The organism is Geothrix campi (genome assembly GCF_024609265.1).
GTDB lineage: Bacteria > Acidobacteriota > Holophagae > Holophagales > Holophagaceae > Geothrix > Geothrix campi.
In genome coordinates this window covers 497,234-515,831 of record NZ_JANHMP010000001.1, presented here as the reverse complement: position 1 = coordinate 515,831, position 18,598 = coordinate 497,234, and the positions used below count along the sequence as shown (strand labels likewise).

Below are 18,598 nucleotides of genomic sequence, written 5' to 3'. Positions count from 1 at the left end.
AGGCGGCCCCCGGAGGGGCCGCCCTGATCCAGTCCGGAACGAACCGCTACTTCAGCCGCTCGGCCAGGGCCTTGCCCATGTCGGCGGGGCTCTGCACGACGGTAATGCCGGCGGCGGTGAGGGCCTTCATCTTCTCGGCGGCGGTGCCCTTGCCCCCGGAGATGATGGCGCCGGCGTGGCCCATGCGGCGCCCCGGAGGGGCCGTCTGGCCGGCGATGAACGCCACCACGGGCTTCTTCATGTTCGCCTTCACCCAGGCGGCGGCGTCCTCCTCGGCGCTGCCACCGATCTCGCCGATCATGATGACGGCGTGGGTGTCTGGGTCGTTGTTGAACATCTCCAGCGCGTCGATGTGGCTGGTGCCGCTGACCGGGTCGCCGCCGATGCCGATGCAGGTGCTCTGACCGATGCCCAGGGCGGTGAGCTGGCCCACGGCCTCATAGGTGAGGGTGCCGGAGCGGCTGACCACGCCCACGTGGCCCTGCTTGTGGATGCGGCCGGGCATGATGCCGATCTTGGCCAGGCCGGGGCTGATGATGCCGGGGCAGTTGGGGCCGATGAGGCGGCTCTTGGGGTAGTTGGGGAGCACCCGCTTGACCTTGACCATGTCGAGGACGGGGATGCCCTCGGTGATGCAGACGACCAGCTCGATGCCCGCGTCGAGGGCTTCAAGGATCGCGTCTGCCGCGGCCACGGGGGGGACGAAAATCATGGTGGCGTTGGCGCCGGTCTTGGCCACAGCCTCCTGGACGGTGTTGAAGACGGGGAAGCCTTCGATCTCCGTGCCGCCCTTGCCGGGGGTCACGCCGCCGACCACGTTCGTGCCGTAGTCGCGGCAGCCCTTGGCATGGAAGAGGCCTTCGCGGCCGGTGATGCCCTGGACGATGAGCTTGGTGTGGTTGCCCACGAGAACTGCCATGTCATACCTCTCGAAAATGTGGTTCCGGGTTCCGTGGATGGACTACTTGATCGAAGCCACGACCTTCTCGGCTGCATCCTTCAGGTCAGCTCCGACGATGAGGTTCAGGCCGCTCGCTGCGAGGATCTGCTTGCCTTCCTCGACGTTGGTGCCTTCCAGGCGGACGACCACGGGCACCTTGATGCCGATCTCCTTCGCCGCGTTCACGATGCCCGAGGCCACGATGTCGCAGCGCATGATGCCGCCGAAGATGTTCACCAGCACGGCCTTCACGGACTTGTCCTGCAGGATGATGCGGAAGGCGTTCTTCACCGCATCCTCGGTGGCGCTGCCGCCCACGTCCAGGAAGTTGGCCGGGGAGCTGCCGCAGTATTTGATGATGTCCATGGTGGCCATGGCCAGGCCTGCGCCGTTCACCATGCAGCCGATACTGCCATCCAGCTTGATGAAGTTGAGGTTGTACTTGCTGGCTTCCACTTCCTCTTCGGCTTCCTCGTTGAGGTCGCGGTAGGCCAGCACATCCGGGTGGCGGACCAACCCGTTGTCATCGAAGCCGATCTTGGCATCCAGGGCGGTGACATCACCCTGCTTGGTCACCACCAGCGGGTTGATCTCCACCATGGAGCAGTCCTTCTCCACGAAGAGCTTGTAGAGGTTCTGGAGGAAGACGACGCCCTGCTTGAAGGCATTGCCTTCGAGACCCAGGGCGAAGGCCACCTGGCGCGCCTGGAAACCATTGAGGCCCAAGGCAGGATCCACAGCCACCCGGACGATCTTCTCGGGAGTCTTGGCGGCAACCTCCTCGATCTCCACGCCACCCTCGGTGGACGCCAGGATGGTCACCCGACTGGTGACGCGGTCCACCAGGAAGCTCAGGTAGAGCTCGCGCTCGATATCCACCGGCTTGGAGAGGAACACCGTGCGGACCTTGCGCCCTTCGGCGCCGGTCTGCTTGGTGACCAGCTGCATGCCAATCATGGCCTTGAAGAGCTCCGCGGCCTTGTCGGGATCCGTCGCGAACTTCACGCCACCGCCCTTGCCACGGCCACCGGCGTGGATCTGCGCCTTGACGACACTGGCGCCGCCGAATTCCTTGGTGATCATGCGGGCTTCTTCGGCGTCCTGGGCGACCTTCCCGTCGGGCGTGGCCACCTTGTACTGCCTCAGCAGCTCTTTGGCTTGGTATTCGTGAATATTCATGCTCACTCCCGAAAAGGTCACCTTCCAGTCTAGCGCCCGGGCCGCTGGCGCCGAACCCCCAAGGCTGTGACTCGTGGCATCCTTTGATGGCCAGGAGACGTCCATGCCCCAGCTCGACCGGCTGCTTTCCCATGTCATCGCCCGCGGCGGAACCCGCCTCCACCTGGAAGCCGACCGGAAACCCCGCCTGGAACTCAAGAACGGCGAAGCCATGGATCTCCTACCCAATCCCCTGCCCGCGTTGATGGTCGACGTGCTGGCCGGAGAAGTCGTCCCGGGGAACCTGAAAGCGGCCTGGCAGAAGGAAGGCAAGGCCGAGTTCGAGCACGAACTGACCGGCCAGATCTTCCGGATCCGCCTGGATCGCAAGGGTGAGCTCCCGGACCTCATCGCGGACCTGCTGGGACCCACCCGCCCCCAGCCGGCGGCCGCACCCATCCCTGCCCCCAGGGTGATTCCGGCCCCTGGCACCAGCGGCTCGCCAGCTTCGCGGCCCGGCGCAACCCACGGCCACCCTCTGGCCGAGCGACTGTTCTCCGCCTTGCTCGCCCAGCAGGGCTCGGATCTCCATTGCACCTCCATGGAACCACCGCTGGTTCGCGTCCACGGCGACATGAAGGAGTTGGAAGGTTTCGAACCACTCGAACCCGCCACCATGCTGGAAATGATGGAGGCCGTGGCCACGCCGACCGCCTGGCATCATTTCCAGGAACGCCACGATGCGGATTTCGCTTACGCCTACGAGGCCGGCAACTGCCGTCTCCGCGTGAACTATTTCATGGATCGGGTCGGGCCTGGGCTGGTCTGCCGCGTCATCCCCAATCAGATTCCCGATCCCGACAAGCTGGGCCTGCCCGACCCCATCCGGCGTCTCTGTGACCTCTCCAAGGGCCTTGTGCTGGTGACGGGTCCCACGGGCAGTGGGAAGTCCACCACCCTGGCCGCCATCATCGACCTGGCCAACCAGAAGCGCCATGACCACATCCTCACCATCGAGGATCCCATCGAGTTCGTGCATCCCCGCAAGGGCTGCCTGGTGAACCAGCGCGAGGTGGGCACCCACACGGACAGCTTCAAGAACGGCCTCCGCGCCGCCCTGCGCGAGGATCCCGACATCGTGATGGTGGGCGAGATGCGCGATCTCGAGACCATCGCCATCGCCTTGGAGACGGCCATCACCGGTCATCTGGTCTTCGGAACTCTGCACACCAGCAGCGCCATCGGCACCATCGACCGCATCGTGGACCAGTTCCCCGCGGATCGGCAGCAGCAGATCCGCGTGATGCTGGCGGATGCCCTGAAGTGTGTGGTGAGCCAGACCCTGCTCAAGAAGATCGGCGGCGGTCGCATCGCCGCCCTGGAGACCCTCTTCATCAGCCCCGCCATCGCCAACCTCATCCGTGAAGGCAAGAATTTCCAGATCACGAGCGCCATGCAGACCGGCCGGAGCTACGGCCAGAAGCTCATGAACGACGCCCTCGTGGAGTTCATCAAGGACAAGAAGGTGGAGCCGCTGGAGGCCTATCTCAAATGCCCCGACAAGGAAAGCTTCATCGCAGCCTGCAAGCGGGCGGGGATTCCCTTTGATTTGAGGCTGGGCGAGGTCGAGAGCTAGGGAGGCGCCAGCCGCGAGAGCTGAAGGCCGTCCCGGCTGCCCCTTGCGCGGAGAACCGTCCATCCCATGCTGGATACCACCTGCGGGCCAGGATGCGGCTATCTATTCACCTGATGGTCCTTTTCCGGGGAGTCCGACCCAGGTGAGGCATCCCCGCCCGCCAGGATCGATGTCGCAGTGAGATCTGTCCTGGAGGTGGAACATGGCCCTGCAGCTGGGGAAGTCACCTCGACCGCCTGGAATGACGGCCCAGAAAAGGGGTCCGGTCCATCCGAAAGCGCGGAGAGGCCGGGCCGTGGTGGCCGTCCTGCCCTTCCTGGACCAGCGGCCTGACGGAGGGGACGCGCACGTCGGCGAGGGCCTGGCCGAAGAGGTGCTTCAGGCCCTCAACCACTTGGAAGAACTCCAGGTGGTCTCCAGAACCACGTCCTTCCGCTATGGGGGCACAGCCATTTCCCCAGCGGCGGTGGGGCGGCACCTGCATGCGACCGCCATCCTGGTGGGCACGCTCCGGAAACGCGAACATCTCCTGACCCTGAAAGCCGAACTGGTGGATGTGAAATCGGGCCGCGAGGCCTGGTCCAAGGCCTATGCCTTCGATCGCCAGGATCTCTTTGCGACGCTCGATGACATCACCCGCTGCGTGGCTTCCGCGCTCCACGTGACCGCGTCCATCCGGCCCAGATACCCGGTGGATCTGGAGGCCTACGAGTACTACCTGAGAGGACGGCAGCACTATTTCCGGTTCAATCGCCACGGCATGCGCGCCGCGGCCGAGATGTTCCGGCACTCCCTGGACCTCGACCCCAACTTCCCTTCCGCCTGGGCGAGCCTGGCCAACTGCGCGGCCTACACCTATATCTACATCGACCGCACGGAGTCGCAGAGGGAACTGGCCGAATCCTGCAGCCGCAAGGCCCTGGAGTTGGATCCTGATCTGGCCGAGGCTCATGCCTCCCGGGGGGTCGCCCTGTCTGCCGCAGGCGTGGCCGATGAAGCGGAGGAAGCCTTCGAGACGGCCCTCTGCCTGGATCCCAATCTCTACGAAGCCGCTTATTTCTACGCCCGCCATTGCTTTGCCGCAGGCAAGCCAGAGCGGGCCATCGAGTACTTCGAGTGGGCGGCGGCCCTCCGGCCAGAGGATTTCCAGGCGATTCTACTGGTGGCCCAGGTCTACCACAGCCTCGGCCTCGAGGACGAGGCCTTGCGCGCCCGGAGAGCCGGGCTGGCGCTCGTGGAGAACCGCCTGGAACGCGTACCCGACGACGTGCGCGCCCGTTATCTGGGAGCCAACGCCCTTGTGGCTCTGGGAGAGCACCAGAAGGGCCTGGCCTGGGCCCGGATGGCCCGGAACATGGACCCTGATGATCCGATGCTCCTCTACAACCTGGGCTGCATCCATGCCCTGGCTGGCGATGCCGAGGAGAGCCTGGACTGCCTGGAACGGGCCGCAGCCGGAGGGCTCACCCAGAAGGATTGGTTCATCCACGACGGCGACCTGGATGCCGTCCGCTCCCATCCCCGCTTCCAGGACCTGCTGGCACGGCTCGGAAGCTGATTCTGCGGCCTCACATGCTCCGCGACAGCAGGGCCTCGGGGATCTCCCGCAGCAGGCTCCCGGTGGCGGCATCGCCCTTCACTGCGAAGAGCTGGGCCACGGCATTCTTCGAAGCCTTGAGGGCCAGATCGCGGGTTTCCGAGAGGGCGTCATGCCGGGTGATGAGCGCGCGAAGCTGCGCCTCCTCGTCCTCAGGGATGGGCACCTCCTCGCCCCGATCCCAGATGGTGCGGATCAGAGATCGAACCTCGTCCGGAGCCTTCTCCAGCAGGGTGAGCATGGGCAAGGTGAGCTTCCCCTCGCGGAGGTCGCTGAAGGCCGGCTTGCCCAGCTGCTCGCTGGTGGCGGTGTAATCCAGCAGGTCGTCCACCAGCTGGAAGGCGCGCCCCACCTCCAGGCCGTATTCGCGCATGGCGACGCACTCATCCAGGCTCCGGCCGGTGAGGACGGCGCCGGTCTCGGTGCAACCGCTGAACAGGAGCGCGGTCTTTCGCTCCTGGATGTCGAAGTAGTCTTTGCGGCTGGTGTCGAGCTTGAAGAGCACGTCGTTCTGGATGAGTTCGCCCTCGATCATGCGGGTGGTGACTTCCGCGAAGATCTCCATCATCCGCCAGCTGCGGCCGGCGATGGCCTCGTTCATGGCCACCAGGTAGAGCAGGTCGCCGAATAGCACGGTCAGGGTGTTGCCCCAGAGCCGGTTGAGGGTGGGCATGCCCCGGCGCAGCTGGGCATGGTCGATGACATCGTCATGGACCAGGGTGGCCGTGTGGATCAGCTCGAAGACCGCGCCGAAGCGCACGTCCTCTTCGTTGGGCACGCCGCAGAACCGCGACGACAGCATCACCAGGGCCGGCCGCAGCCGCTTGCCCTGCCCACCGCGGACATGGTCTGCCAGCTTCTGGACCACCTCCACGTCGCTCTGCAGGATGCGCTGCAGTTCCGCCTCCACGCCCGCCAGCTTAGGGGCGATGGGGAGGAAATAGCGGGAGAGGTCGAGTCGCGACACGTCAGCCCCGGTAGTTCGTGAACTGGAGGTCGAGGCCCTGATCGTCCTTCTTGAACAGGGCGATGACTTCCTGCAGATCGTCCCGGCTCTTTCCGCTGACGCGAAGCTGGTCGCCCTGGATGCTGGCCTGCACCTTGATCTTGGCGTCCTTGACGGCCTTGATGAGCCCCTTGGCCTTCTCCACGGGAATGCCCTGATGGATGGTGACTTCCTGGCGGACAGTGCCCTTGGTGGCGGGTTCGATCTTGCCGTATTCCATGCTGCGGATGCTGACACCGCGCTTGTGGAGCTTGGTCTGGAGCACATCGATGACGGCTTTGAGCTTCACTTCGTCATCGCTGTTGAGCACCAGCACCTTGTCGTCCTTGAGCTCGATCTTGGACACGGAGCCCTTGAAATCGTACCGCTGGCCGATCTCCTTCATGGCCTGAGAGACGGCGTTCTTCACCTCATCCAGGTCCACTTTGCAGACGACATCGAAAGAACATTCGGTGGCCATGGGCACTCCTCATCGGGATCCAGCCTCCAGACTAGCGCTTCGCCTTGGCTTAGGAAAAGGCCGAGACAGGATTAACAGGACGAAAAGCCGGATGAACAGGATGGTGCGGTGTTGTGCTGCTTTTGGATCCTGTTAATCCTGTCTCCCCTTTTCGCCCGAGCCCTCCAGGCGCTCCCGCAGCGCGGGCCAGCCCTCCCATAGGCTCAGGAGCTGGAAGGCGGACAACACCAGGGCGTGGTGGACTTCGCCATGGCGCATGCGGTCCTGCCACTCGGACCAGGAGCAGGCCCAGACCTGCAACTCCTCGGCGGGATCCAGCTCCAGCGATCCGTCCGGATCGCAATCCAGGGCCAGGAAGCTGTGGCAGCGGTTGTTCTGGGTGGCCGGATTCGGGGTGCAGGAGCCCAGGGACACCCAATGGCCGGAAACGAACCCCGTCTCCTCTCGAAGTTCCCGCCGGGCGGATGTTTCCGGAGCCTCGCCGGCATCGCAGCCTCCACCCGGGATCTCCAAGGTGGAAGCATCGATGCCGTGCCGGAACTGTTCCACCACCAGCAGGTCGCCCTCCCGCGTGAAGGCCACCACATTCACCCAATCCGGGCCCTGGAGGCGGTAGAAGGCGTGCTGGCGTCCTGTGTGGGGGCTGCGGCGCTGGGCCACGATCTGCCGGAAGAGGCGGGAATCCTGCCGTACGCTCTCGGATTCCTGCGTCCAGGCCGCGTTCGGATCGAAGCCTTCCGGATGGCGGTGCAGCAGCCGCATCAATACCTCGGAATGGAAGGATCCAGGCGGCTGTAGGCATCGATGCCGCCGGCCAGGTGCGCGATATCCGTGAAGCCTGCCCCCTGCAGGATCCGCAGAGCGTGGAGGCTGCGGGAGCCATGGTGGCAGTAGGCCGCGAGAGGCCGGGAGGGATCCAATTCAGCCACCCGGTCCGCCAGCTCACCCAAGGGGATGAGGAGGGCGCCGGGAATCCGTGCGAGGTCGTATTCCCAGCGCTCCCGCACATCAAGGCGCTGGACGGTTTCCGGCAGGTCCCGGTAGGTTTCGGCGGAAAGGTGGAGGCCGTTCTCAAACACGCTGGGGTTCTCCCTGATCAAGCACGCGGCTGCAGATGTGGTGGGTGATGACATCCATGGCCGTGCGGTTCTCCACACCCGTGGGCACGATGAGGTCCGCCCAGCGCTTGCTCGGCTCCACGAACTCCAGGTGCATGGGCCGGACGCTCTGTTCGTACTGCTCCATGACACTCTCGAGGCTGCGGCCCCGTTCCCGGGTGTCCCGCCGGATGCGGCGCAGGATGCGGATATCGGCATCCGTGTCCACGAACACCTTCATGTCCAGCTGGTCGCGCAGTTCTGGCAGGGCGAAGAGCAGCAGGCCTTCCAGGATGACCACCTGCCCCGGCGGGAGTGGGTCGCCCCAGCCGGTCCGGTCGGAGATCGTGAAGTCATAGGTCGGCTTGCGGATGCTCTCCCCGCGGCGCAGGGCGGCCAGGTGCGCGGCCATGAGCTCCAGGTCGAAGGCGTGGGGGTGGTCCCAGTTCACGGGCAGGCCGTCGAAGCGGGATTTCACCAGCTCCAGCGGGGCGTAGTAGGCATCCATGTCCAACAGGAGGGTGGCCATCGCCCGGCGTTCCAGGCGCTTCACCAGTTCCGCCGCCACGGACGTCTTCCCGCTGCCCGAGCCTCCTACGATGCCAACCAGCATCGGCCTGTCGATCATGTGCCCCCCAATCCCTCCATCCTACCGTCCCGCCGTTCTGCTAAGGTTCATGCCATGAGCACGAAGCAGAAGCGAAGGGCCACTTTGGCGAAGCCGAAGCCCGCAGGGCGCGGTACCGGAGGTGCCGCGTGAGCCGTGCGTGTTTCGTCCCTGCCCTGGCCCTTCTCGCCCTTCTCGCCGGATGCAGTTCCGAGGACCCCAGGCTTCCCACAAGGCTCTATGAGGACGCCCTGAAACTGAACCAGGAGGGCCGGAGCCTCGAGGCCCAGGCCATGATGAAGCAGCTGGTGGCCCGCTACCCGGACTCCGAGGCAGCCCACCAGGCCACCCGGGACCTCTTCCTCATCGAGGCCTTCGTGAACCGGGATCTGGAAGACCGCCGGAAGCAGGTCCGGGCGGCTCTCAAACGGCTCACGGATGCCCTGATCCGCTACAAGGCCAAGACTGGCGAGTACCCCGAAACCCTGCAGGGCCTGGTGCCCGAATACCTCGAACAGGTGCCCGAAGCGCCCTGGGGCCATCCGTTCCTTTACCGGCCCTATGTCGCCCGGCCCGTCGAGGACGTACAGGTGAAGCGGGGCCCCGTGCGGCAGAAATTCAACACCAAGCTGGACGGCTACTACCTGGCCTGCCTGGGCACCGACGGCCTGCCCGGGGGCGAGGGGCTTGCGGGCGACATCCTCATCAAGGACGGCGCCCCGTGGACCGACGGCCCCTACCCGCCGGTGCCGCAGCCGCAACCCGTACGCTGAGGCGGTTGCGCGCTTCGCGCGCAAGTACGCGAAATGCGGCCATTCGGCCGCATTTCGCCCATATCTGGCCGGAAGCAGCTACTTCACGCCCCAGTCCAGGATCACCTTCCCGCTCTGCCCGCTCCGCATCGCATCGAAGCCCTTCTGGAAGTCGTCGATGTCGAAGCGGTGGGTGATGATGGGAGTGATGTCCAGACCGCTCTGCACCATGGCGGCCATCTTGTACCAGGTCTCGAACATCTCGCGACCGTAGATCCCCTTCAACACCAGCCCCTTGAAGATGACCTGGCTCCAGTCGATGGCGCAGTCGCCGGGGAGGATGCCCAGCAGCGCCACGCGGCCCCCATGGTGCATGGCCTCCAGCAGGGATTCGAAGGCGTTGCGATTGCCGCTCATCTCCAATCCCACGTCAAAGCCTTCGGTCATTCCCAGATCCTTCATCACTTCGGGGAGACCCTTCTTCATGGGATTCACGGCGACCGTGGCGCCCATCTTCCGCGCCAGCTCGAGCCGGTACTCGTTCACGTCCGTGATGACCACATTCCGTGCCCCCACGTGCTTCGCGATGGCCACGGCCATGATGCCGATGGGACCCGCGCCCGTAATCAGCACATCCTCGCCCACCATGTCGAAGCTGAGGGCCGTGTGGGTGGCGTTGCCGTAAGGATCGAAGATGGAGGCCACTTCGTCAGGGATGTTGTCCGGCACCTTGAACACGTTGAAGGCCGGAATGGACAGGTACTCCGCGAAGGAGCCGGTGCGGTTCACACCCACGCCCACGGTGTTCCGACAGAGGTGGCGCTTGCCGGCCCGGCAATTCCGGCAGTGTCCACAGGTGATGTGTCCCTCGCCACTCACCCGGTCGCCGGGTTTGTAGCCTTCAACCTCCGCGCCCACCTGCTCGATGATGCCGAAGTACTCATGCCCCACCACCATGGGGACGGGGATGGTCTTCTGGGCCCAGTCGTCCCAGTTGTAGATGTGCACATCCGTGCCGCAGATGGCGCTCTTGTGGACGCGGATCAGGACATCGTTGGGGCCCATCTCGGGCATGGGCACCTCGCCCATCCAGATGCCTTCCTCGCGCTTGGTCTTCAACAGGGCTTTCATGCGGCCTCCAACCGCACCATTTCATCATCAAGAGCAAGCCTGGCCAACTTCCGCTTCTGTTCTTGACGTTCTGCGAAGGCAACCGATAAGGTTCTTGCAGGCAACCTATGACCTTCCCCTCACTGCGGCCCAACCGCCATTTCAATAATCGGCTCCCTCGCGCGAATCGCGCGTGGGCCGGAGAGGGTCTCACCTAGACACCTGATTTCCCGGACCACCCCCGATTCGCGACAGCGGATCGGGGGTTTTTCTTTTGGAGTCCCCATGTGCGGCATCCTCACCATCCTCGACATCGACTCTTCGCGCTCGAACCCGACGGAACTCCGGCGCCAGGCCCTGGCCATGGCCCGGAAGATCCGCCACCGGGGTCCTGACTGGAGCGGCATCTACAGTGACGAGCGGGCCATCCTCGTCCACGAGCGCCTCTCCATCGTGGATGTCGAGCATGGCGCCCAACCCCTGGTCGACACGCTCCAGGGCACCGTGCTGGCCGTCAACGGTGAGATCTACAACCACCGGGAGCTTCGGCATGGCTTGCGGGAAGCCCACAACTTCCAGACCCTCTCGGATTGCGAGGTGATCCTCTACCTCTACGACGAGCTCTCGCCCCGGGACTTCCTCAACCGCATGAACGGGATCTTCGCGTTCGTCCTCTACGACCCAAAGCGGGAGACCTACCTCATCGCCCGGGATCCCATGGGCGTCATCCCCCTCTACCTGGGCTGGGATCGGGAGGACCGGCTCTACGTCGCCTCCGAGATGAAGGCCCTGGTGGGCCACTGTGAACGGATCCGCGAGTTCCCCCCGGGACATTTCTACCTCGGTCACGAGGCGGACAAGGGGTTCCAGCGCTACTACGAACCCGACTGGGCGGAACCCGGCCATGTCCCCGATGCCCCCTACGATCCCGCGGCCCTGCGCGCGGCCCTCGAAGCAGCGGTGCGGCGGCAGCTCATGTGCGACGTGCCCTATGGCGTCCTGATCTCCGGGGGCGTGGACTCCTCCCTGATCGCAGCCATTGCCGCCCAGTTCCGGGAGGGCCGCGTGGAGGAGGGCGGCACGGCGCCGGCGTGGTGGCCGAGGATCCACAGCTTCGCCGTGGGGCTGGAGGGTGCGCCGGATCTGGCCCCTGCCCGCCTGGTGGCCGACCACATCGGTGCCATCCACCATGAGATCCACTTCACCGTGCAGGAGGGGCTGGACGCCCTCTCGGACGTGATCTACCACCTGGAGACCTTCGACATCACGACGATCCGGGCCTCCACGCCCATGTACCTCATGATGCGGAAGATCCGGGCCATGGGCATCAAGATGGTGCTCTCCGGGGAAGGTGCGGACGAGATCTTCGGCGGCTACCTCTACTTCCACAAGGCGCCAGACGGCCCGGAACTGCATGCCGAGACGGTGCGCAAGCTCCAGAAGCTGCACCTCTACGACTGCGCCCGCGCCAACAAGTCCAGCGCGGCCTGGGGTGTGGAAGCCCGGGTGCCCTTCCTGGACCGGGAATTCCTGGATGTGGCCATGCGTCTTGATCCGACGGTGAAGCTGCCACGAAACGCCCACCGCCCGCGGCCCATCGAGAAGTACCCCCTCCGGAAGGCCTTCGAGGGTCTCATCCCCGACGAAGTGCTCTGGCGACAGAAGGAGCAGTTCTCGGATGGCGTGGGCTACGGCTGGATTGATGCCCTCAAGGCCACAGCCGAGCGGGAGGTCAGCGACAGCATGATGCGAGGCGCCGCGGAACGCTTCCCGGTCAAGACCCCCGAAACCAAGGAGGCCTATTTCTACCGTCAGATCTTCGAGCACCACTTCCCCAGCGCGACCGCGGTGAACTGTGTGCCCTACGAGCGTAGCGTCGCGTGCAGCACGGAAACCGCCCTGCTCTGGGATGCGACCTTCGCAAAGATGGCCGACCCCTCCGGCCGGGCGGTGATGGACATCCACGACCAGGGGTACCAGCAGGCCGAGAGCACGTGACCCCAGTCCCCCGGGCCGCGCTATCATGCCGGGTCCGGGGAGCCCCATGAGCACATCCCCTGAAAGGCGGCAGCATCGCCGCATCCCAACCACCTACCAGGTGAAACTGGTCGTCGAGGACCAGATCATCGCCTACCCTTCGGCCCTCGACCTCAGCATGGGTGGCATCCTGGTGGACAGCCATAAACTCCTGCCTCTCGGAAGTCCGTGCGGTGTGGCCATCCTGCTGGCGGACCGGGAGATCGGGCAGAGGGTCGTGGCCCGGGGAACCGTGGTGCGGTCCGACGCCCGGGGCCTGGCCATCGGCTTTTCCAAGGCCCTCGACGCCGGCAGCGAGGCCTCGCTAAGGGCTCTCATCCATTCCCTGACCCCCAGCACGAAGGATAGGGACCGGGCCCTTGCCCGGGTCGGCAGTCGGACCCGCCGCCCCACTGCCTCCTCGCCGCAGGAAGAAGGCTGACAGCTCATGACCACACCCGGAACTTTGGAGCGGACGATGCAGGACCCTGAAACCTCGCTGGCACGCCTGATGGAGTACCTGAAGCCCGGCTCGGCGGCCCGGGGGGCTGCGGGCGGCGCCTGGGAGCCCCCCAGGTTCGAGCGCTACGAGGACATCCGGGACTGGCTGAAGGAATCGGTCATGAGCGCCACGATGTACGAGCGCTATCCGGATCGCCGCTGGACCATCCAACTCCTGTTGAAAGAGCAGGATCCCGGGACCTATCGGTACATCGTGTTGTGATCGATGCCGAAACCGTCTCCTCAGGTTGACCGGCCCGTGAGGTCCGCCCCCATCCTCATCCGCCCCCTGGCCCTGGCCGGGTTGGCGGTGGCGGCGGCACTGCTCTCCAACTTTCTGGCTTCCCCGGCGCGCCGCCTGGGGTGGGCCGGGTCCGGCGTGCCGCTTTCCCCCTCCGTGTCTCCGCAGACTTTGCCTCGGGAGCCCAGCCTCGTCGAACCCGCCGTCCCGGAACCCAGGTTCGACCGCCCGATCAGCCCCAGCCGAACCACCTCGCCGAAGGTGGCACCCTCCGCGATTCCAGCCGCCAGGCAAGAACCGGAGACACCAGCCTTCAGCCCCATCCGGGAAATCAGCACTGAGGAAGCCTGGCAGGCCTTCCAGTCCGGCACGCCGTTCCTGGACGCCCGCCGCAGTGCCGACTTCCTCGAAGGCCACATCGCCGGGGCCTGGAGCACCCCGGTGTGGGAATCGGATCTGGACGACCGCCTGCTCTCCTTCAAGGCCGCGCGCCGACCGGGCTCGGAAGATCCCATCGTCATCTACTGCACCGGCGGTGACTGCCGGGATTCCCACCTGCTCGCCGAGAAGCTGCTCGGGGAGGGCTACTTTCACCTGCTCCTTTTCCACGACGGCTTCCCCGCCTGGGTGGCGCAGGGCCATCCCGTCGAGAAGGGAAGGCCATGAGCCCCCGACCGCAGCATTGGCTGCTCCATCCCAAGCTCAGTGTGGCCGTGAGAATCGCCCTGGGCCTGGTCTTCATCATGGCGGCCCTGCCCAAGATCGCCGACCCACCCGGCTTCGCCAAGGCCATCTGGGCCTATCAGCTGGTGCCCGCCAACATGCTGAATCCCATGGCCCTGGTCCTGCCATGGCTGGAGTTGTTCTGCGGTTTGGCGCTCTGCTTCGGCGTCTGGATCCGCGCCGCCGCCTCGTGGATCACGCTGCTGCTCCTGGCCTTCAGCCTGGCCCTCTCCATCAACCTGGCCCGCCACAATCCGGTGGACTGCGGGTGCTTCGGAGCCACCGCGCACCTGACGGACTCCGAACGCCTGACAGACATGCGGTGGTCGCTGCTGCGCGACGTTGCTTTGCTGCTCCTGGCCGCCCAGATCTTCCTGGCGACCGCTCCCAGAAAGAATTGACGCCCCAAACCAGCACGGTTTGGGGCGCGATTCCACTCGGCGGGCGCGGTCGATCCGCTTACTGGATGACTCCGAGTTCCCGGCCCACCTTGGTGAAGGCTCCGATGGCCTTGTCCAGGTCTCCGCGGGTGTGGGCGGCGCTCATCTGCGTGCGGATGCGGGCCTGGCCCTTGGGCACCACCGGGAAGAAGAAGCCGATGACGTAGACCCCCTCGTCCAGCAGGCGCTTGGCGAACTCCTGGGCCAGGGGCGCCTCGTAGAGCATGACGGGCACGATGGGGTGTTCGCCAGGCAGCAGCTTGAACCCGGCCTTCTCCATGCCGGCGCGGAAGTAGCGGGCGTTCTCGTGCACCTGCTTGATGAGGCCCTGGCTGTTCTTGAGCAGCTCCAGCACCTTGAGCGTGGCGGCCACGATGGTGGGGGCCACGGAATTTGAGAACAGGTAGGGGCGGGCCTTCTGGCGCAGCCAGTCGATGGCCACCTGCCTGCCGGCGATGTAGCCGCCAGAGGCGCCGCCCAGGGCCTTGCCGAAAGTGCCGGTCATGAAGTCCACCCGGCCCATGACTCCGCAGTGTTCGTGCGTTCCCCGCCCATTCGTGCCCATGAAGCCCACGGCATGGCTGTCGTCCACCATGACCATGGCACCATGCTTCTCCGCCAGGTCGCAGATCTCCGCGAGCTTCGCAATGTAGCCGTCCATGCTGAACACGCCATCAGTCACCACCAGCTTGAAGCGGGCGCCCTCCGCGTCGGCGGCCTTGAGCTGGGCTTCCAGGTCGGCCATGTCCGAGTTGGCATAGCGGAAGCGCTTGGCCTTGCAGAGGCGGATGCCGTCGATGATGGAAGCGTGGTTCAGCGCGTCGCTGATGATCGCGTCTTCCTCACCCAGCAACCCCTCGAAGATGGCGCCGTTGGCATCGAAGCAGGAGGAATACAGCTGGGTGTCCTCGAAGCCTAGGAAGGCCGCCAGCTTCACTTCCAACTCCCGGTGGATGTCCTGAGTCCCGCAGATGAAACGCACCGAGGCCATGCCGAAGCCATGGCCCTCCATCACCGACCTCGCGGCCTGGATGACCTCCGGGTTGTTCGCCAGGCCAAGATAGTTGTTCGCGCAGAGGCACACCACATCCTTGCCATTGGCCGTCATCTGCGGCTGCTGGGGCGAGGTGATGACCCGTTCGGTCTTGTAGAGCCCGGCCTCCTTCAGTTGCTCGATCTCGTGGGTCAGGTGGGCCAGGTAGGCAGGATTCACGGCGGTCTCCTAAGCGTCAGAGCTCCATAGGATACTGCGAGGTTGCGTGACGGGCGTCTGGTTGTGTCACCATCCTTGCGAACTGGAAAGGATCCGACCATGCGCCCTGCCCTGCTCCTGCCCGTCCTCCTCCTGGCGCTGGCCTGCAGCTCGAAGCTGGAACGGACCAAGGCCGAGAGCCTGATCCGCAAGGACTATCCGGTGGTGGTGCCCGTCACCGTGCCTGAGAAGGCCTCGGCAGAGAAAGGCAGTCCTGAGCACCTACGCCTGGTGACGCTGAAGGAGAGCCTGGACAAGAGTGGCTGGTTCGATAGCACCATCCAGTCTGACGGCGGACGGGAAACGTTCGCCTTCCGCCTGAAGCCCGACGCCCCCAAGGCCATCAAGGCCGCGCCCAAGGGCTTCTCCATGCCCGCGGCCGAGGCCGTGTTCGTGCGCCTCGCCCGCATGGAGCCCACCCGCGAAGGGGCCCGCGTCACCTACGAGATCCGCCTGGAGCAGCCCACGGCCCAGTTCCCGATCTTCCAGGCCCTGCATCCGGACGTGAAGATCGGCCAGACCAAGCCACGCCACGCCACTTTCGAGCGCCGCCGGGGCAGCTGGGGATTGACCGGGACCGACGAGGTCTTCCGCAAGGCGGAGTGACCGGCGTTACACGCTCGTTCCTTGGGGGATGGTCAAGCCCCCAGTACCATTGAAGGCATCGAGGTTCCCTTGGATCACAGCCCTGCCTTCCGCCTGCGCCGGTTTCTGAACTGGTTTCCCCTAGGGCTGACCTACGCGGCCATGTACATGGGCCGCTACAACTTCAACATCGTGAAGAACGACATCGGCGCCTGGTACCACCTGGACAAGGCGCAGATGGGGCTCATCGCCTCCGCCGGTTTCTGGACCTATGGATTGGCCGTGATTTTCAACGGGCCGCTGGCCGACCGCATCGGAGGCCGCAAGGCCATCCTCATCGGCGCCATCGGCGCGGCAGCGGTCAACCTGCTTATCGGGTTCATGTTCCTGAATGGCGATGCCTCCAAGGTGCTCGTGAGCATGAGCCTGCTCTGGAGCGCGAACATGTACTTCCAGAGCTTCGGGGCCCTGTCCGTGGTCAAGGTGAACAGCACCTGGTTCCACGTGAAGGAGCGGGGCGTCTTCGGCGGCATCTTCGGCATCATGATCAGCTCGGGCTACTTCCTGGCCACCACCATCGGCGCCTGGCTGCTGGCCAGCTTCCGCAGCTGGACCGTCATCTGGTTCGTGCCTGCCGCGGCCATGACCTTCATGTTTGCCGTGGACTGGTTCCTGGTGCGCAACCGGCCCAGCCACGCCGGGTACGACGATTTCGACACCGGGGACGGCTCCAATGCCGCCTCCGCAGACGAGACCCCCCTGCCCCTGGGCGATCTCATGCGGAAGGTCTTCCACAACCCGATCGTCGTCTCGCTCATCTTCGCGGAATTCTGCACGGGCTTCGTGCGCCAGGGCGTGATGCTCTACTTCACGGAGTACCTGCAGGAGATCTACCACCTGGGCAAGAAGGAGCACCTCTTCTGGTGGACCGGCATCGCCTTCATGGGCGGCGGCATCCTCGGTGGCCTGCTCTGCGGCTGGATGAGCGACAAGCTATTCCAGTCCCGCCGCCCGCCCGTTGCCTTCCTCTTCTACCTGGTGCAGGTGGTGATGCTCGGCCTGCTCGGGATGACCTTCGGTCAGGGCACCCATGGCGGCCAGGTCTGGGCGGTGCTCCTGCTGGGCCTCACGGCCATGTTCATCTTCGGCGTCCACGGCATGCTCAGCGGCACCGCGAGCATGGACTTCGGAGGTCGCAAGGCCGCGGCCACGGTCACGGGGGCCCTGGATGGCATCCAGTACATCGGCTCGGGGCTCACCGGCTTCGGCCTGGGTTGGATCCTCAAGACCTACGGCTGGGACGGCGTGGCCGCCCATGGCCACCAGCCCAGCCATGCCTGGGTGTGGGTGGGCTCCATTATTCCCTTCAGCCTCATCGGCGCCTTCATCATGACCCGCATCTGGAGTGCCAGAGCGGGTGCGGGGGCGCACTGATTTCGAGGCGGTCGGCTATCGGTCGGCAGAGGCAAGCTGATCGAAAGCAGCCTTCAACCCACTATGGATGGCCTGCACATCGGCGGGCTTCCAGAGCTTCTGGTCCTCGCGGACGAAGGTGGTGAGGTCGCTGCGGTTGTCGAAGCGGGCCACGGGCAGATGGTAGACCTTGGTCTCGTAGCGGTCGCCGACCTGGATGGTACGCTCCACGCGGATAGTGCCGGGGCGGTCGCTCTGTTCCATGAGCCAGGCCATGTCATCCGTGCCGTACTGGCCGAGCATGACCTCCATGGGCACGCTGTGGTGGAGGATGCTGCCCTGGCCATCAGGCCGGCCTCGTTCGATGTTCTTGCGGCGGCTTTCGACCGGATCGACCCAGACATACAGCACCGAGGCCGTTTCAAGAATGGCGGGAGCCAAAGTCTGGAAGGCCGTGTCGTAGCCGTGGGGCGGACACAAGGGGAAGGCCGAGCCGTGGGCCCCGCCGCGGGCGGCCTCGATCACCAGCGTCCGGCCCGTCTTGTCCAGGGCGTTCTGGCGGTTGAGGACGTCCAGCTCAGCCCGGCACTCGGCCTCCAGGGCCTCGGCCATGCGCACCCGAAGGCGGTGGGGGATGTCACCCAGGTACTCAGGCAGGCCCACCTTGGCGTGGGCCGCGTCGAGGCGGTCGAAGAGGTGCTGGGCGGCTCCGGGGACTTCAGTCTGGCGGCTGGCCATGAGGTTGGCGTAGTCCTCGTTCAGCAACTCGATGAGGACCGCCCAGGTCCAGTTGTCGCGGAACGGACGGCTGGGCCCGTGGTAGTAGGCATAACCCAGGCCGCAGGCCTTCAGTTCGTCGTCGATGCGGTGCATGAGGTGGACGTACGGATAGTCGTCCAGCTGGAGGGTGGGGCCCATGTGGAAATCATTCCGGCACTGATCCGGTGTGAGACTGGCCAGGTAGCGGCGCACCTCCGACTTGCCCGAAGCGGGCAGGCTGAACAAGAGGATTGTGTCGAGAAGGTGGGGCATGGGGGCCATCCAACAGAAACCCCTAAGAATGC

20 protein-coding genes are annotated in these 18,598 nt (G+C 65.3%); 10 read left to right on the top strand and 10 right to left on the bottom strand.

Annotated features, from left to right (window positions below):
- Positions 1-46 precede the first annotated feature (46 nt).
- Both sucD and sucC read right to left on the bottom strand, forming a co-directional pair.
- Positions 47-919 (bottom strand): succinate--CoA ligase subunit alpha, encoded by an 873-nt coding sequence (sucD, locus tag NOV65_RS02475; RefSeq protein ID WP_243301309.1) that lies wholly within the window; start codon positions 917-919, stop codon positions 47-49.
- 42 nt (positions 920-961) lie between these two features.
- Positions 962-2,119, bottom strand: coding sequence for an ADP-forming succinate--CoA ligase subunit beta (sucC, locus tag NOV65_RS02470; protein WP_257303963.1), 1,158 nt, complete (start codon positions 2,117-2,119; stop codon positions 962-964).
- Between the two features lie 103 nt (positions 2,120-2,222).
- Between sucC and NOV65_RS02465 the strand changes: the two genes are divergently transcribed.
- Both NOV65_RS02465 and NOV65_RS02460 read left to right on the top strand, forming a co-directional pair.
- Positions 2,223-3,734: a type IV pilus twitching motility protein PilT gene (locus tag NOV65_RS02465; RefSeq protein WP_257303961.1), complete on the top strand. Its 1,512-nt coding sequence runs from the start codon at positions 2,223-2,225 to the stop codon at positions 3,732-3,734.
- 202 nt (positions 3,735-3,936) lie between these two features.
- Positions 3,937-5,292 carry a TPR end-of-group domain-containing protein gene (locus tag NOV65_RS02460; RefSeq protein WP_257303960.1) on the top strand — a complete coding sequence of 452 codons (1,356 nt, stop codon included), beginning with the start codon at positions 3,937-3,939 and terminating at the stop codon, positions 5,290-5,292.
- 10 nt (positions 5,293-5,302) lie between these two features.
- Here the strand turns inward: NOV65_RS02460 and NOV65_RS02455 are convergent, their stop codons facing one another.
- The 5 genes from NOV65_RS02455 to udk all read right to left on the bottom strand — a co-directional run bounded on the left by NOV65_RS02455 (position 5,303) and on the right by udk (position 8,522).
- Positions 5,303-6,298: a polyprenyl synthetase family protein gene (locus NOV65_RS02455; protein WP_257303958.1), complete on the bottom strand. Its 996-nt coding sequence runs from the start codon at positions 6,296-6,298 to the stop codon at positions 5,303-5,305.
- Position 6,299: 1 nt separating this feature from the next.
- A complete protein-coding gene (locus NOV65_RS02450; protein ID WP_257303957.1) occupies positions 6,300-6,797 on the bottom strand; it encodes a YajQ family cyclic di-GMP-binding protein in 498 nt (165 codons plus the stop codon).
- Positions 6,798-6,929: 132 nt separating this feature from the next.
- Entirely contained in the window at positions 6,930-7,559 is a 630-nt protein-coding gene (locus NOV65_RS02445) for an NUDIX hydrolase (protein ID WP_257303954.1), read from the bottom strand.
- Positions 7,559-7,876: a rhodanese-like domain-containing protein gene (locus NOV65_RS02440; protein ID WP_257303952.1), complete on the bottom strand. Its 318-nt coding sequence runs from the start codon at positions 7,874-7,876 to the stop codon at positions 7,559-7,561. Before NOV65_RS02440 ends, NOV65_RS02445 begins: the two co-directional genes overlap by 1 nt.
- Positions 7,869-8,522, bottom strand: coding sequence for a uridine kinase (udk, locus tag NOV65_RS02435; RefSeq protein ID WP_257303950.1), 654 nt, complete (start codon positions 8,520-8,522; stop codon positions 7,869-7,871). Before udk ends, NOV65_RS02440 begins: the two co-directional genes overlap by 8 nt.
- A 128-nt stretch (positions 8,523-8,650) precedes the next feature.
- Here udk and NOV65_RS02430 point away from each other — a divergent pair, with 128 nt between their 5' ends.
- Positions 8,651-9,274 (top strand): type II secretion system protein GspG, encoded by a 624-nt coding sequence (locus NOV65_RS02430; protein WP_257303947.1) that lies wholly within the window; start codon positions 8,651-8,653, stop codon positions 9,272-9,274.
- A 78-nt stretch (positions 9,275-9,352) separates the two neighbouring features.
- Here NOV65_RS02430 and tdh read toward each other — a convergent pair whose 3' ends face one another.
- The gene (tdh, locus tag NOV65_RS02425) at positions 9,353-10,384 is read right to left on the bottom strand and encodes an L-threonine 3-dehydrogenase (protein WP_257303945.1); all 1,032 of its coding nucleotides are present in this window, start codon (positions 10,382-10,384) and stop codon (positions 9,353-9,355) included.
- A 264-nt stretch (positions 10,385-10,648) separates the two neighbouring features.
- Here tdh and asnB point away from each other — a divergent pair, with 264 nt between their 5' ends.
- From asnB to NOV65_RS02400, 5 genes are read left to right on the top strand one after another with little or no spacing between them, the layout of a single operon-like run.
- Positions 10,649-12,361, top strand: a complete 1,713-nt coding sequence (gene asnB, locus NOV65_RS02420) for an asparagine synthase B (protein ID WP_257303943.1) — start codon at positions 10,649-10,651, stop codon at positions 12,359-12,361.
- A gap of 46 nt (positions 12,362-12,407) precedes the next feature.
- Complete coding sequence (locus tag NOV65_RS02415; RefSeq protein ID WP_257303941.1) at positions 12,408-12,821, top strand: PilZ domain-containing protein; 414 nt, start codon at positions 12,408-12,410, stop codon at positions 12,819-12,821.
- Between the two features lie 36 nt (positions 12,822-12,857).
- Complete coding sequence (locus NOV65_RS02410) at positions 12,858-13,103, top strand: hypothetical protein (RefSeq protein WP_257303940.1); 246 nt, start codon at positions 12,858-12,860, stop codon at positions 13,101-13,103.
- 36 nt (positions 13,104-13,139) lie between these two features.
- Positions 13,140-13,787: a rhodanese-like domain-containing protein gene (locus NOV65_RS02405; RefSeq protein WP_257303938.1), complete on the top strand. Its 648-nt coding sequence runs from the start codon at positions 13,140-13,142 to the stop codon at positions 13,785-13,787.
- Complete coding sequence (locus NOV65_RS02400; RefSeq protein WP_257303935.1) at positions 13,784-14,245, top strand: MauE/DoxX family redox-associated membrane protein; 462 nt, start codon at positions 13,784-13,786, stop codon at positions 14,243-14,245. Before NOV65_RS02405 ends, NOV65_RS02400 begins: the two co-directional genes overlap by 4 nt.
- A 58-nt stretch (positions 14,246-14,303) precedes the next feature.
- Here NOV65_RS02400 and NOV65_RS02395 read toward each other — a convergent pair whose 3' ends face one another.
- Positions 14,304-15,497: a glycine C-acetyltransferase gene (locus NOV65_RS02395; RefSeq protein WP_257303933.1), complete on the bottom strand. Its 1,194-nt coding sequence runs from the start codon at positions 15,495-15,497 to the stop codon at positions 14,304-14,306.
- A 99-nt stretch (positions 15,498-15,596) separates the two neighbouring features.
- On the opposite strand from NOV65_RS02395, the gene NOV65_RS02390 reads away from it, so the two are divergent.
- Both NOV65_RS02390 and NOV65_RS02385 read left to right on the top strand, forming a co-directional pair.
- Entirely contained in the window at positions 15,597-16,142 is a 546-nt protein-coding gene (locus NOV65_RS02390) for a hypothetical protein (RefSeq protein ID WP_257303932.1), read from the top strand.
- Between the two features lie 69 nt (positions 16,143-16,211).
- Complete coding sequence (locus NOV65_RS02385) at positions 16,212-17,555, top strand: MFS transporter (protein ID WP_257303930.1); 1,344 nt, start codon at positions 16,212-16,214, stop codon at positions 17,553-17,555.
- Positions 17,556-17,570: 15 nt separating this feature from the next.
- Here the strand turns inward: NOV65_RS02385 and NOV65_RS02380 are convergent, their stop codons facing one another.
- Positions 17,571-18,566, bottom strand: coding sequence for a hypothetical protein (locus NOV65_RS02380; protein ID WP_257303928.1), 996 nt, complete (start codon positions 18,564-18,566; stop codon positions 17,571-17,573).
- Positions 18,567-18,598 lie beyond the last annotated feature (32 nt).